Below are 15,753 nucleotides of genomic sequence, written 5' to 3' on the forward strand. Positions count from 1 at the left end.
TACAGGTATTATAATTCTATCTTTTCCTCCCCCTATAGGAGGTAAACCATTTGGCAAAAGAACTCCATTAGGATAATATCGACTCTCAAATAGATCGTTTATAAAATTCCTAATAGTAGAATGCCCTTTACTTGGTTTTGACGTCGTATTATTTGTAGACCTACGGTTTCTTTCTCCATAGTAATCATACCTGGATCTTCTGGAAAAGTATAAAAAACAATTTCCTTTTTGGAATTGAATGGACTTGGAATAACAAGCCCATTAGGATTAAAACGCGTACCTTTGCGTGCTCGTCCATCCTTACCTCGGAATCCATTAACATTTATGCCATTAATGTACGAATTTAATTGTCGTTTTCCTGAAGCGTTATAAGCAGCATTTGTGTGGTATGATATTGGTTTGATTTCATAAACTTCCGCTATGAATACATGATTCATCGAATATGGAAATCAAATGCTAACTCGCATCGGCAGAAATAAACCTCCTGACTGTGGTTATACAAAGCTTCCAGCAAACGATGAAATGTAACCAAGTAGTTGGGATGAGTTTCAATTTGCAAAGTGTACTTCAATGATTTCTTTTGCCGCCACGGTTGGTATCTCAAATAAAGATATGCGTCTCCCATAGTCAAATGCCAATGATATACGTACCCTCTATGAAGTATAGCAGGCTTAACATCAAACCAATCTCGAAACGATAGGACGAGCTGATTGTAGAAGTTCATCGTCACTCCGTGATACTCAACAGAAACCTTATCAATGGAAAGTTGTACGTTATTCATGCTTTCCCCCACAAGCAAAACTTTTAACGGATTTGCCGCTTTTATTATACGAGGGAGTCGGTGGCTAGCCTTTCACACGTGTCCTTCCCTTTGTTCATTTGAGTTCAGCACTGGGTGGTGCATGTTTCAACTCAAAAAAGAAACCACATGGAGCAAACGCTCACATGTGGCGAAAAATCAGCATTTAACTATTAACTCTACATCATTAAAAAATATAAAGATCAAAATCAAATTCCGCTTTTATTTTATCTGCAAATGAAATCATATCATGTTCAAGAGTGATAGCTGGAGTTTCATTGTTCTCAATTCGAATTGAAAAACTAAATTTATAATATAAATTAAATGTGTTTCTTAATTCAATTAACTGTTCCCCTCGACTTTCTAATATTTTTACTAGCTTATGCAGTTGATCATTAATATCGTATGACTCCTCATAATCCAAAATCAGAAACCAACTGCATTCTTGACGGATTATGTTCCTACCTTCTACTTTTTCTCCTTTAAGATATTGTCCTGTCGGTAATATGGCAAGCTCACGTGTTATTAAATCTGGATCAAAATTATCTCCAGCAATGATGAACTCAGCCCGTATGTTCGTCTTCTCCATTCTCTACGCACCTCAATCTGTATAATATCCAGTATTAATCCCTTCCCCTTTACCTCCTTTTCTAAATATCATAATTTCTTTTGAAGCTTTATCTACATACAAATCATATTGAGAAATTTTAGCGTTCTTTCCCAAAAACTCATATTTTAGATCGTGTGCATCTATTCCCATCTTTTTTATAAATTTATCATCAAGCTTCTGAATGCTTTTTCCAAATAATTGTAAATCTAATTTGATTAAATATTCAGTGGTTTGGTCAACACTTTTTTTACCCATTTGTTTTATAGCTAGCTTACTTAATGATTTATAAGCAACTGCAAAGGTTCCATCGAAGACATAAAACAAAGGATCTTCTAAAAGAGGTATTTCCCTAACATTCCCAAATAAAAATTCGTTGTACATATCCTTTGAAAGATTAGTGTATACTATGCCATCATTAAAATAACTTGTCCGATCTAGCCTAGACTTATAATTGAATCTAATAAGGTTCGCCGCATCATGAGCAGATTGCATCATAAGCAGATTCTTCTCTTTTTGTCCGATAGCAAATACTGATTGGTATCTCCGAATTGCTTCCCTATCTGCTTCAGAATAATTAATCCCTGCCGGCTTATGACCAGATGGATCAATGTAACGCAAAGGATTATTAGCCACATACGTATACAGGTTCAAACTAAGCGGATTATTTAATTCCCCTTCATACGTATCCTCATTAATAAACCGCCCTACACTTGGATCATACCATCTGGATCTAAGGTATTGTAAATCGGTTGTCGCATCCCAATACTCACCGGAATAAAGGAATGGATTTGTAACTTTCTCTGACTTTGAGATCGGTTTTCCCCACAAATCATATGTGTATGAGTTTAATATGTCTCCATTAGAGTTAACCAGGTACTCTACATCACCATGACCATTAAGTACATAATACTGTTTATTACCTTGCTCATCTACACGGAAATTTAAAAAATCACCATTTCGAACATAACTTGCTACTTTCTTTACGGACCCATCAGACTGCACACTGCCTTCAGCAATGATATTCTTAAATTGATCATAATAGTAACGTTTAATAGAGCCATTTTCTGTACGCTCGATCATTAGATCATCGCCATTATACTTATATGATACTTTCGGTTGATCTGCATTTGTTACTTGTTTCAAACGATCCCAGTTATCATATTCATAAAGAGTGTTTGAATCAGTAGGGACCTGTTCACTTTGCAATGTGCTGCGGTTGCCACGTGCATCATAATCATACGTTTCTTGGAACAACGTTGATGTCTTAATCCGATTCAACTCATCATACGTAAATGAATGAGTAATATCATTTTTGGTAAAAGATTTGATGTTATTATTATCATCATATTGATAACTATAGTTCGCAGCTGATAGGCTCGGATGCTCATAATTAAGTGATGTGAGCTTGAGACCTTCATAACTATATGCAGCTGTGATCCCATTTCCCCGCGATTCGGTCTTCATCGTGCCGTTACTGGAATACGAATAGGCTCCATCCAGACCACCATTCACTTTCTCAATCCGACTCATTGAATCATAGTCAAATGTAACGGTGTCGTTAAACGGACCAGTCTGGCTTGTTACATTACCCCGTTCATCATATTGATACGTCAGTGTTTTCTTATCCGGGTAGGTAATCGATAACAGTTCACGCGTATCCGGATCATATGCGTAATTAGTGCTCCCGGATGTATCCGTCATACTTTTACGAAGGCCATCACTGGTATAGTCATATTGTATGGTTTCAGTTCCATCCTGACGGAGTTTCAATCGATTTAGCAAGTCATATTCATATTTTAGTATCTTTCCTGTTCGTGTATGATGCTCTACCATATTGTTGTTCCCATCATACAAGTAAGTTTCCGGTTTTCCACCCTGCTGCTGGTTACTTTTTAGACGACCGGCTTCATCATACTGTTTTTCAGTAAACGTGCCATCTGGATTGATTTGTTTTGTTAGATTTCCTGTTAAATCATACTCATATGTAGTCCGATTTAATTTGGAGTCTGTCACACTTTTTAATTGGCCTAAATAATCATACTCAAAATTGGTAATATAATGTTTGGCATCCTCTTGAGATTTAACATTTCCGATATAGTCATAGCTTAACTTTTCGAGCTGTGTCACTTTTTGTTTAGAGGTATCATTGGAGTCAATTGCTGTTTCAATAGTCGAAATAGGTTGACCCATTATATCCATCGTAGTTTCTATTTTGTTACCAATGCCATCAATACTGCTCTTTTTTAAGTTGACTACATCTTCTACCGTGGTGAATTTACTTTTATCCGGATAGGTTGTTATCGTTTTTAGTCCGCTCGAAAATGGCTGATAATCATATTCAGTAATGTTTCCTACCGCATCTTCCTTATAGTCGATTCGACTATAAGAATCATATTCATACTTCAACTTAGCAGTATAATTACCATTCTTATGAATACCTTGTTGTTCTTCACGTCCTAAAGGGTCATATCGAGTTTCAGTAATTGCACCCGTTTCATTAGTTTGAATGATTCTATTGTTTTCATCATCATAATCAATTCTTACTGTAGTTTGGTCTGGATTTGTCACTTTTGTAATCCGACCCAATTTGTCATATTGATAAGAAGTCTCGGCATTATTTCCATCGATAAACTTATTCATCTGACCTGTCAAAGGGTTATATTCAGCCTGCATTTTTAAGGTAAAGGGCTGTCCTGCGCTATCTACACCACTTGTCTGTTGTGATGTCATAAACGCACTATTATATTTCGGATCGTAAGCAAATGTTTGGACAGATTCTTTACTTAAATCGTTCGCATCCAGTTTAGTCGTAACCTTGGAAACATTACCGTATTGATCATAGTCAAAATCACTCATGCTCAGTAATTTTCCGTTTTGATTATTTTCCTTCTGGGTTACCACATCTGGGTCACCAGCGCTAGTCTTCGTTACTTCAGTGTATACGCTACGATTTTCATCGATGGGCTGATTAATCGTGTGAATCAAATGAGTCCCTGGATGATACGTATATTGAATGGTAATTCCTTGTTCATCGGTTTGCGATTTTACATTTCCATATGAATCATATTGTGTTCTGGTAGTCTCAGTTCTTACTTTTCCACTTTGACTATCTTTATAGGTTGTACTTGTATCAATCGGTGAAGTCAGACGCTTCTCTCGATCATAAGTATAATTTATGGACGTCTCCAGTCCACTTTGTACTTGCTTTATGTTTGTTTGATAGTAAGTTGTTGGATTCGTAGCATCGATATAGTCTTTATCATATTGATAAGTCGTTTTGGCTAAGCCGTCATCTGAAATCGTTGAAAACGAAATGTCGGAACCGTACGAGCTGCCAATGTCTCCTTGGTAATCAAAATTAACTCGGTTACTTGCCGTATACGTAGGCTTTTGTGTGTCCGGATTCAGTGTTATTATACGATCTTCCCGAGATTGTATCTGATACACTTGGTTTACTGCATCAGGACCAACATATCGGGTAGTTGGCAATGGTTTATACTCATATTTAGTTTCTGCACCGGTTGGATGATACACCGTATCAATAAGTGCATATCCATTAGAAATACCACTTGAAATATCATCATTAAGCATGTTGTATCTTGTATTAGTCTTTTGCGAGTATTCATATCGAGTTACCCGATTTCCTGGGTCAGTTACTCTGTCCAAAATTTCAATAATATTACCGTTGTTTTGAATAGGAACTTTCGTGTAAGTAACTGTTTTATCACCACTAGTCACTACGACTTCCGTTTTCGAATAAGCGATATTAATCTCATTACCTAGTGGATCTGAAATTTTTGACAACAGTTCTCTACCATAGTCGGTGGAGTGAGCATACTGAAAATCAATATAGTTCCCATGAGAATCCGTAATCTTGATGAGATGACCCGCTGTATTAAAGTACTGTTTGGTACCATCTATTGAACTAAGAATATATTTATAGGCTTGTTCCTTACCGTTAACCAAAATGGTACCTGTTTCATCTGTAATTGAGAGATCGTTCCACGGGTAACCCTTTAAAGAGCTACCATCTCGTTCATAAGTACCTCTACCTGCCAAATGAACATAAGTACCATCCTTAATATAAGGAATATTCCAGCTCCATCCTTTTCCAAGTGGGAACCATGTATCATTATACGTACTAACTGTAGTTTGACTTGAAACCCATTTTCCGTCTGTATTCGGTTCAACCTTTATTCTTGCAGGCTTACTTTCAGGCGTACCAGTGTCAATATCGTATAATTTAATGAGGTATTCAGTGTCATCCGTACCTGTAATCTCAGCATCGTCGAACAGGTATTCAGTTGAACCTGCAAGACTGTTTAATAAATTCAACTCTGCTTTTGCTTCGTCTTCATTAATATACTCATGACGTAGAAATTCACCTGTACGAGATTCCTCGGTATACACCATGTCCACAGCCACAGTCTGAACGGAATTATCAACGTAAGTAAAAATGTCTCTTTTTTTATAACCATTTTCAACAGCTGACCACGGACCAGTATAAGAAGGCTTAGAATTTTGCAGCTTAACTGCCAATTTGTCAGCATCAGTCTTCTTTATACTGCTATCTAGAGTCCATTCATCTGTACCAATGGTTTGTATTTCGCTATCTGTGCCGTCTGCTTTTGCATACTCCCTTTTGTGTACCAATTGAAATTTAGGCGCAAACTTCAAGCGAAATATTTTTTCACGACCTTTGAAATATACAGAGTATATTAAATCTTCATCATCATAGATCGTGCCCTTGATATCATAATACTGAGCATCTGAGGAATTGTATGATCGAGTCAGAGCAAAAGAAAGTCCATTCCGACCAGGCAGCATCATATCGGTTGTTGAAAGAGATAAACTACCATCTAATGTGGAAACATATTCTCCTGAGGATCCAATGGAATAAGGAGCACTATCTGTTTTAATATCCAGGTTGTTTAAAGTTTCCTTGTTAACTGGATTGTCAATAGTAGCTGATGAATCAACCGATGAATCCTTTTTCCCAGATGTTGATACTTCTTTCTTAACATCTGATTTCGATGCAGGGTTTTCAATGCGACTCTTATCTTTTGAACGATTAATTGGAACCTTCGTAGCGTTCCCTAAAGCTTTATCCAAAGGTATTGAATCTGTTTCTTGATTCATATAAGCCAAGGAAATTTCTTCTGCAGTGTATCCTTCATCTAAAAGTGACTGAACTTCACTTTCCTTCTTATTAAAAGATTGTGCAATTTCTGAGCGTTGATCTTTTGGTTTTTTATTTGCCTTATTTTCCTTTGCATCCGCTATAGAAAAAGGAACGGATGTCATAAGCAAAACTACGGTCATGAAAAGTGATATAAATCTTACCCACTTGGCTTTCATATGTTCCCCCAGTTGACTGTTCTAGTTGAAAACTTAAGTTTAATACTGCTGATACGGATATGCATTGTACGTTTGACCTTCAATAACAAGAGGTATAGAACGGGGCAAAGCACCTGGACCATCTGTGGTTATATTAACTACAAGTGAAGTTGCACCGGCTATAGGATCTGTAGGGTCTACTGCCTTAACCCTGATAGAATAAGCTGTATTAGGCATGAGATTCGTTAGTTTTTTGCTCGTCGAAGTCGTATTGCTATGCAATTTACCGTTGACCAATATTTTATATGTAGTGACGTCTTTCACGGGATTCCAGGACAACAACAAACTGTTTTGTGTAATTTTTGATGCAGTTAAACCAGTTGGAGGTTCAGGGGTTACTGTGAAGATTTCTGGTGTCATACTATAAGTGCCCTCTGGATAGTAATACGTGTACTTGACTTGGTAAGTACCCAGACTCCAATTTGAAGTATCACATGCTAATGGCGGGTTGGGTGCTGTTTGGCCCGCTTTAAATGGACCTAAAAATGTTCCTGAACAAACCCTACCTGTCGTACTGTCTACCCCCATATTTAATTTAGTCCAGCTACTATATCCGCTAGGGGGAGTAGGTACACCTCTGTCAAAATAGGCGATAGAACCACGTTCAACGGCAGAAATACTAATTTCACCGTCTCCACCTTGCTCAGGCTGAGTTTCATCTTTATAAACCTGCTGAAATGGAGGAAGCTCTGAATCGATGATCCCAAGTGATTTAGCCAAGTTTAGAAGTCCATCACCATATTCTTGTTTTGGTTCTATCGTGGTGGCATTTTTCATAATAATTTCTCTAATTTCACTGTCATCCGCTGTCTTGTTTTCCGACCATATTACAGCTGCAGCACCTACCACATGAGGAACTGCCATTGATGTTCCGGACATATTTCCATAGCTTCCGTTTTTGGTAGTACTTCTAATATCCACACCCGGAGCGACGATATCCAATTCCTCTCCTGTACTTGATAAGTTCGCTCGGTCATTTGACTTTGTTGTTGCACCAACTGAAATCACCTCAGGATATGATGCAGGGTACATTACGGTGTCATTACCGAGACCTTTGTTTCCCGCAGCTGCGACCATCATGATTCCTGCAGCTTCTGCCTCTTTTATCGCTCTGTGAAGTGATTCACTATCTTCCGCACCAGTAAAACTCATAGAGATAATGTTCATCTTATTATCAATTGCCCATTGAATTCCCTCAATGACTTGAGTGTAGGTACCTGTACCATCAGACCCAAGTACTTTTACAGAATACAAGTCTACATTCGGTGCTATACCGACAATGCCTTGATTGTTTTCCAGTGCTGCAATTGTCCCGGCCACATGCGTACCATGACCGTTGTCGTCAATATAGTCCGAGGTTCCATTAACGATATTGACCCCGCCGGCTACACGTAAATCAGGATGGTTCGATACGCCAGTATCCAGCACTGCTACTTTAATGTCTTTACCTTTAGTATGTTGTTTATCTAGCATGTGAGATCCAATGGCTACATTGCCCCAAGGGACTTCTTCTTTGCTAGTTACGGCATCTGTCGTTGTACCTCCGGTAACGGCAGTGATTCCATTAATAGAGACTTTAGCGTTTGGTTCAACAAACTCTACGCTGCTGTCCTTTTTCAAATTCTCGACTTCGTCAGTGTTCAATGCAATGACAGAAGTGTTGTGCTTTTTAAGTTTCTTTTTCTCTTTCTTTGAAATCTTATTCTGCTTAAGTACAGAGCGCGAATCTTTCCCCTTTTTAAACGAGACAATATATTCTTTTTCTTGTGATGATGCTTTTGGTTTTTGTACTGGTGTTTTAACTTCTTTTACCGACGCTTCCGAATCTTGCGTTGGTTCTATCTCTTCTTGTACCGAGGTTTTCTGTTCTTGTGAGGTTGCTCCGACGTAAATAAAATTCAAGCCAAAAAATAATGAAATCAGTAAGAATATGCTTGTTATTTTCTTAATTCTCATTTGTGTCCTCCTGATGCGTTAGGTGTTTACGGAGCTGGAATGGTAGTAATAGATTTGACATTACCATTATCATCGTAGGTGTAGTTCCGTGAATACTTAACACCGTCTTTATAAAAGCTTATTGTTTGTAAACGATTTAATGAATCGTATTCATAAGTTTGCTTTGCAGGTTGAACACTCCCCGTAGCAAAAGCAGTTGAATTAGTAGACTTTGGATTTTCAGTACTACCCAAGAAAATGAGAAACACAAACAACAAAGAAAGCATTAGACGACAAACAGAGATTTTGTTTCCACGCTTCAACATTACCACCCCTATCCAATTTTTTTGGTACACATACTCTCTAATCTCAACTCCTTCCAGATATGTGCCTTAAGAATATTATCATAGTGGTAAGCACTTAGATAGACGGTAATTAATGGGTCATTTGGAATTAGAACTGAGTGAGTATTGTAAAAATCCAAAAGAAAAATCTAATAATTCAGGTTCTTCTTCTTTTTCTTGTAATCGTGGGCGCTACCCATACCGAGCAGCTTCAGAGCAATATGCAATGTCTAGACATTGAGATAGATGAAAAGCTTGCCAAGAAGCTGGATGAGATCAGTGAGCCGTTTATGTACGGAAAGCCGTTCGCATCATATCGGTTAAGTTAATCTTCACATAGCAAAAAGATGACTTCCAGATTGCTCCGCAGAAGTCATCTTTTTGTCGTCTATAGCTGATATTCCTGTTTAGAATGTATCATAGGAAAGCACCCGAACAGCGTCTCATATTCATCGCTTATCCTCGCTCGATCAGAGTTCTCTTTTTAATGGGAATATACAGGTCTACCTTGCATTTGCCTTCCTTGTCATGTGCAGGATCATTCATGCAAAACTCAAGGCAGTGCCGATCATCAGGCTCATATTCACTATTCGGCAGCCACTGTCCGAACAAGCTTTGGTACGCGATAGCCAACTTATCAACCGTATCGTAGAAGTGATATAAGGCATAGCTTCCACCGCTCAGTTTTTTAAATTGAACGACCTCTTCGGTCTCTTCACGCTTGTGAACAAAACCGTCCGGCAATGTCACACAAGCATCATATCGGCACTCAGATTCATCCACCACAGCGGGATCATCTAGCGAAATACCGATAAAATACTGGCTCATGGGGGTAAGATCATGCTCTTCGGCCCACTTCCCTAGCGCACTCCATGCGTGATGTGTGTCCAAATAACTTCCGATGTGTCTGACATAAGCAACTTCATACACAGGAAGCTCCCTGACTGAAACGTTCATATCCCAAATCCTCCTTAAAAAACGACTTTTAGAGCTTTCATTTATATCGTAATTGTGAGGACGAGATAACTCTTTTTCATTATTGCTTACGATCGGTGGAATATTGCTGTTTTTTCTAATGCCTGTTCTAATTTCACTGGGTGTCTGACGATAAACTTTCTTAAAAGTCGCGTTAAAAGCAGATACAGACTCAAACCCGCACAGCTGCGATATATCTAAAATCGTCCGATTCGTTTCCGTTAAATATTGGATCGATTTATGCACCCGAACCTGATTCACATAAGCGATCGGGGTCACGCCCACCATCGACGTAAATATTCGACTAAAATGATATTTCGAAAAATGAGAACGTTCCGCCAGTTCATCTAGCGTTATTCGTTCCGAGCTATTGTCTTTAATATACTGGATGACGGCGTTTATTCTTTTAACATATTCATCATTCATTGGCAGATCACTCCATTTACGGGAGATTGGCTCTATCTTTATATGAGCTGCCGCCAAAGTTAATTTTCTTCTACGGTTGCTGCCTTCTCTATATGTTCAATTACCTTCGCCAAGCTCATTTCACTCATGGAACGGATTCTCAAATGATAGTGATCAAAGCTTAAATCCTTCGTCACCTCATTAGGCACGATAACACAATTCATGCCCGCTGCAATCGCTGCTCTTGCTCCATTGGCTGAATCTTCAAACGCTATCGCTTTATTAGGCTCGACCCCCAAAGCATGAAGCGCATTGATATACAGCGCAGGGTCCGGTTTTACCTTCTCGACCTGATCACCGGTATGGATCGTTTCGAAATAATCAATCAGCTGGAGCTTGTTCAAAAACCCTTCGACCCAATCCCTTTTAGAGCTTGAAGCTAGACCAATTTTAAGCCCCATTTTTTTTGCATCCGACAAATATTCCTTTACACCATCTCTAATTTCCAGAAGTTCCACCTTGCTGCGGTGGTTCTCTCTTGCCAGTTTCAAAATGGTTTCGATACTTTCCAGACCCAGCTTCTCTTCAATATATGTATGGATTGCTTTGTCACTCGTACCCACACATTTCGCGAACACTTCTAACGGAAATTCCACCTCATAGCCTTGCAACACTTCTTTGAATGCATTGTACCAGAGCGTTTCCGTATCGATAATCAACCCGTCAAAATCAAAGACGATTGCTTCTATCATGGTATCCTCCTTGATAAATCTGTAAGGCAAGTACTTAAAGCTACTGTCAAGCGCAAGCCTTCCCCCACATTGTCTTCTGTCCGGTTCACAATGTCAAATTGATTAAGTATATTTATAAAAGGACACTGGATTCATCACTTCCAGCATCTTGATGAAAGTTCGCATCGGTTGGAGCGCACCCGCCCCCACATATTGTAAAAAATATGAGCGGAGGTGAAGGCGAATGCCCTGGCTTCAGAAAGCCATTCAATTGAGTAACCAGAACATAACAAATAGTCCCGCTGTTCTCACGAATCAGGGGACTATTTAATGTCGCACAAGAAAGTGCATATATGATTTTTACACCTTGTGACTTACTGCAATTAAATTCTGTATCCATTGGATGGTTATTTCATCCTTTTCGTCATCGCTTAAATTATTTGGAAGCTGTAAGTATTGATCCTCCTCTAACATTTTATGTAGATTATTCCGTAAAATAATGTCTGCGTTGTAGTCAACATTATCATATTGAGGAAAACGATACTCCATCCCTTCTAATGACTGATAGACATTGAAACTAAATTCATTATTATCCACTACACAGTAAGCGTGGCCCTGAATTCGTGGATTACACCAAACGTGAGTCCCTTTCAATTTATCCAAAGAATACTTGAAACCGCTTTTCTGAGCTTCAGTAACATGATAATCATCTAAATAGTATTTCGAAGAAATCTTATCAAAATTAGTGTCGATTACTTGGTAATTTAAGATACATTCGGCACCTTTATTGAGTTTAGGATTGAAATAATCCTCTTGAAGCCTTCCCTTTAATTGTGAGAGGCGCTGCTTAACCAGATAATCAATATTACTATGATCCAAATTACAACCAAAAGTTAACAAAAGACATCTTTTCTCCACTTGTTATTCTGTACCCCACTTTGGTAACGAATTATGAAATAAATCGACATTTCCATGATGATTACTCCAATTATCATCTAATTGGTGCCAATGCCACCGAGTTTGATTTCTAGATTGAGAAGTAAAAACATGAAGCCTTAAATATTCTCCACCATTTGCTGCCCCAGACTGCCCTGGTCCTTTATTTCTACTATAACCATATTTTTCATATTGCTTCTTAATTCCAGGCTCTAATTTCGGCCATACTACTTTATCGAATTGATCTCCAATTTGCTTAACTATTTTTTTTCCCATCTTCTTCTTTATTGCTGCTTTAATTATAGCAGCAACAACAGGCCAAACAATAGGCCATACTGCAGGTGATATTTCACTTTGAAGACTAAAATCTGTAGAATGACTTATCACAGATGTATTGCTTCTTGCTATCTCCGCAAATGCAAGAATAAGAGAAACCTCTTTACTATACTCATTGTATTGTTCAACTTTTGATTTTAAATCGGGATCAGCCTGAATTGCTTCTTCTATACTTGAAGAGTTTTCTTGTATAAATAATAAAAGCTCTTGAATCTCACTTTCATTTAGGTTTAATTCTTCTTGTACTTTCTGAAGATCACTTTGTGCAGGTAGTGCAGAAACTGTTAATGCCGTAAATACTGTGTTCAGTAACAAAACCAAGGCCAAAACAGCTGCAATTTTTTTAAAATGCTGCCAAAAACTCAAAAAATCATCTCCTCTACTGGCTAATACGAAGATCCTATACTGGAATTCATCCTATATCATCCAAAAATTTATAAGACAAAATTCAAGATAATTGTGAAAATTTTCACAACAAATATTTTGATGGTGTATTACAATGGGATAGCCTAAAGAGGCAAGCGAAGCAGGCAGGAGAAAGGGTACATGAAAGTTTTGAAGTATGGAGCACAATATTGCAGGGACGCTGCTCTACTTCTTATTTTCTTTCGTTACTGCCTTCTTTTTTTGTTCGTTCTTTAGGTTTAATCAAAATAAAGAGCATAGAAATGTGGAGGGTTAACATGAACAAGAAAGCAACATCAACGCTTATTCTCCTTCTCTCTCTCATGCTCGTGATCGCAGGATGCGGTAACGGGAACGGGGATCAGAATCAGACTCAAAGCAATGACAAAAAAGAAGAGACCAAAGAAACAGAAGCCGTTTCGGGAGCGTCTCAAGCCGGTTATACATCAATCGATCAACTACAAGAAAAATATGATATTATCATTGTCGGTGCAGGTGGTGCCGGGATGTCAGCTGCACTTGAAGCAAAAGCTAAAGGGTTGAACCCGGTTATTTTTGAAAAAATGCCGGTTGCTGGCGGGAACACAAATAAAGCATCTTCGGGCATGAATGCTTCTGAAACCAAGTTCCAAAAGGAGCAAGGCATCAAAGACAGCAATGATTCATTTTATGAAGAGACATTAAAAGGCGGTCATGGTACAAACGACAAAGACATGCTTCGTTTCTTCGTTGACAATTCTGCAGATGCCATCGAATGGCTGGATTCCATTGGAATTCGGTTAAACAATATTACAATTACAGGCGGTATGAATGAAAAGCGCACACACCGTCCTGAAGACGGCTCAGCGGTAGGACCATACCTTGTGAACGGTTTGCTGAAGAATATACAAGAACAAGATATTCCGCTTTTTGTAAATGCAAATGTGACGGAGATTACGGAAAAAGACGGTAAAGTAAACGGAGCCAAAGTCGTCTTTGACCAGACGGATGAGAAAACGATTGCCGCGGATGCTGTTGTCGTAACAACTGGTGGTTATGGCGCCAATATGGACATGATTTCCGAAGTTAGATCCGATCTAGAAGGCTTAGTAACAACCAACCAGGAAGGCAGCACCGGTGACGGCATTAAGATGATTGAAAAACTCGGTGGTACAACGGTCGATATGGATCAAATTCAAGTTCACCCGACAGTGCAGCAAGACAAATCCTATCTCATTGGGGAAGCTGTTCGCGGAGAAGGGGCCATCCTCGTTTCCAGTGACGGCAAACGTTTCACAAACGAGCTGGATACTCGGGACAATGTCACCGCTGCAATCAATAAGCTTCCTGAAAAATCGGCTTATCTTGTATTTGATTCCGGCGTAAAATCCCGCGTTAAAGCGATTCAACAATATGAAAAAATGGGCTTTGTCATCCAAGCGGATTCTATTGAGGCTTTAGCCAAAGAAATGGATGTTCCGGCAGATCAGCTCAAAACTACACTGGATACATGGAACAGCGCGGTTAAGAATAAAAAGGATGCCGAATTCGGCAGAACCACAGGGATGGACAACGACTTGTCCAGCGCACCATACTGTGCAATCAAAATCGCCCCTGGGATCCACTACACCATGGGCGGTGTGAAAATCAACACCAACACCGAAGTGTTGAATAAAGACGGAGAACCTATTCCGGGCTTGTTTGCAGCAGGCGAAGTGACAGGCGGCTTGCACGGTCAAAACCGGATCGGCGGTAACTCGGTTGCAGAGATCATTATTTTCGGTCGCCAAGCCGGGATGAAATCAGCTGAATTCGTTAAAGCACAATAACATATCAGCTTGCTCTTTTCACTCCATAATCAACCAACGCTTGGGCTTATCATAGTCCAAGCGTTGGTTGTTTTATTTTGCCAGATCGACAACTGTCTAGAAATTTGGTGTGCTCTTTATTGGAATAGACATAAGACTGAAGCGATATGAATGATTACAACGCCCCATTCTGGCGCCCATTTTCAAATATTCTACGCACCGAACCTCTGACGATACCCGCATCTTCTGCATAGCTCCTCGATAGCTTCCCTGCGGGAAAATCCCTCAACCAGGTTATTGGCCCGGTCGCTCTCTATAATTTCAGAAAATGATTGCTGATGGATGTTGCCCAGATCGATGACGCCTTCACCATCCAGACAGCACGGTACGACGGTTCCGTCCACAAGAATCGCCGCCTGATTACGAAGAGCGTGGCAAAATCCCTTGCCATCATCTTCAGGCGCAGTCAGGCTCGGCCACTGGAATTCATAATCCTGATTGATATAGACGCGGTCAGCGACTTTCACTCCACCGCCTGACTCCACCCTCTCTTCAATTTTATAATCCAGGCCAAATTCCTTCTCTATAATTTCGAGTGTCTGCCGATTTCTACGGTTCCGAAAGTTTTCTTCGTTATCCTGTGTCAGATTCCACAGACGGAATGAAATAATAACCTTATGCTCCTGTGCTTCCCGGACAAATGAGAGAATATCCTGTAAATATCCTTCACGGTCTGTTGAACCTAAATGCCCGTCAAAGCTGTGAAGTGAAAAGTTCATCTGTCTAAGCGCTGGCTTACCGAGCAATTTATGCCGATTTTTAGCGATCAGCGTTCCGTTGGTTGTAATATTGACCCTAAAACCTTTCTCATGGCTAATATCCAGCAGCTGATCAAGCTTTGGATGAAGAAGCGGCTCGCCTTTAACATGCAAATAAATATATTTCGTATGCGGTTTGATTTCATCCAATCTTCTCGCAAAATCATCCACCTTGATGAAATTAGCCTTACGCTCCGTCGGTGGGCAGAAGCTGCAGGCGAGATTGCAGATGCTTGTAACTTCTATATAGACCTTTTTAAATGTTTTCAAGATGA

13 protein-coding genes are annotated in these 15,753 nt (G+C 39.3%); 2 read left to right on the plus strand and 11 right to left on the minus strand.

The genetic code is table 11. The features are described 5' to 3' along the window. Window positions 1-98 precede the first annotated feature (98 nt). The 6 genes from C8268_RS17010 to C8268_RS22760 form a co-directional block, all read right to left on the minus strand. On the minus strand, window positions 99-437 hold the full coding sequence (locus C8268_RS17010; protein ID WP_106768769.1) for a hypothetical protein: 339 nt from the start codon (window positions 435-437) through the stop codon (window positions 99-101). Continuing rightward, window positions 434-781 carry a hypothetical protein gene (locus tag C8268_RS17015; RefSeq protein ID WP_106768770.1) on the minus strand — a complete coding sequence of 116 codons (348 nt, stop codon included), beginning with the start codon at window positions 779-781 and terminating at the stop codon, window positions 434-436. The genes C8268_RS17010 and C8268_RS17015 overlap by 4 nt, the downstream gene beginning before the upstream one ends. 205 nt (window positions 782-986) lie before the next feature. Then, window positions 987-1,388, minus strand: a complete 402-nt coding sequence (locus tag C8268_RS17020) for a DUF4279 domain-containing protein (RefSeq protein ID WP_106768771.1) — start codon at window positions 1,386-1,388, stop codon at window positions 987-989. Between the two features lie 12 nt (window positions 1,389-1,400). After that, window positions 1,401-6,767 (minus strand): RHS repeat-associated core domain-containing protein, encoded by a 5,367-nt coding sequence (locus C8268_RS17025; protein WP_106768772.1) that lies wholly within the window; start codon window positions 6,765-6,767, stop codon window positions 1,401-1,403. Between the two features lie 39 nt (window positions 6,768-6,806). Then, window positions 6,807-8,762, minus strand: coding sequence for a S8 family serine peptidase (locus C8268_RS17030; RefSeq protein WP_106768773.1), 1,956 nt, complete (start codon window positions 8,760-8,762; stop codon window positions 6,807-6,809). Window positions 8,763-8,788: 26 nt separating this feature from the next. Next, the gene (locus tag C8268_RS22760) at window positions 8,789-9,067 is read right to left on the minus strand and encodes a hypothetical protein (protein ID WP_158702758.1); all 279 of its coding nucleotides are present in this window, start codon (window positions 9,065-9,067) and stop codon (window positions 8,789-8,791) included. A 137-nt stretch (window positions 9,068-9,204) separates the two neighbouring features. On the opposite strand from C8268_RS22760, the gene C8268_RS17035 reads away from it, so the two are divergent. Beyond that, window positions 9,205-9,414, plus strand: a complete 210-nt coding sequence (locus C8268_RS17035) for a hypothetical protein (protein ID WP_106768774.1) — start codon at window positions 9,205-9,207, stop codon at window positions 9,412-9,414. A 127-nt stretch (window positions 9,415-9,541) separates the two neighbouring features. Here the strand turns inward: C8268_RS17035 and C8268_RS17040 are convergent, their stop codons facing one another. From C8268_RS17040 to C8268_RS17055, 4 genes are all read right to left on the minus strand, one after another. Beyond that, the gene (locus tag C8268_RS17040) at window positions 9,542-10,486 is read right to left on the minus strand and encodes an AraC family transcriptional regulator (RefSeq protein WP_106768775.1); all 945 of its coding nucleotides are present in this window, start codon (window positions 10,484-10,486) and stop codon (window positions 9,542-9,544) included. 59 nt (window positions 10,487-10,545) lie between these two features. After that, window positions 10,546-11,214, minus strand: a complete 669-nt coding sequence (locus tag C8268_RS17045) for an HAD family hydrolase (RefSeq protein WP_234032988.1) — start codon at window positions 11,212-11,214, stop codon at window positions 10,546-10,548. A gap of 342 nt (window positions 11,215-11,556) precedes the next feature. Continuing rightward, window positions 11,557-12,096 (minus strand): hypothetical protein, encoded by a 540-nt coding sequence (locus tag C8268_RS17050; protein ID WP_234032863.1) that lies wholly within the window; start codon window positions 12,094-12,096, stop codon window positions 11,557-11,559. 21 nt (window positions 12,097-12,117) lie between these two features. Continuing rightward, complete coding sequence (locus C8268_RS17055; protein ID WP_106768778.1) at window positions 12,118-12,834, minus strand: hypothetical protein; 717 nt, start codon at window positions 12,832-12,834, stop codon at window positions 12,118-12,120. A gap of 317 nt (window positions 12,835-13,151) precedes the next feature. Between C8268_RS17055 and C8268_RS17060 the strand changes: the two genes are divergently transcribed. Beyond that, entirely contained in the window at window positions 13,152-14,681 is a 1,530-nt protein-coding gene (locus tag C8268_RS17060) for a flavocytochrome c (RefSeq protein ID WP_106768779.1), read from the plus strand. 191 nt (window positions 14,682-14,872) lie between these two features. On the opposite strand, the gene C8268_RS17065 is transcribed toward C8268_RS17060, so the two are convergent. Beyond that, window positions 14,873-15,748 carry a radical SAM/SPASM domain-containing protein gene (locus C8268_RS17065; protein WP_106770003.1) on the minus strand — a complete coding sequence of 292 codons (876 nt, stop codon included), beginning with the start codon at window positions 15,746-15,748 and terminating at the stop codon, window positions 14,873-14,875. Window positions 15,749-15,753 lie beyond the last annotated feature (5 nt).

The sequence above is a fragment of the Paenibacillus faecalis genome, assembly GCF_900289175.1.
In the GTDB taxonomy this organism is placed as follows: Bacteria; Bacillota; Bacilli; order Paenibacillales; family Paenibacillaceae; genus Paenibacillus_AQ; species Paenibacillus_AQ faecalis.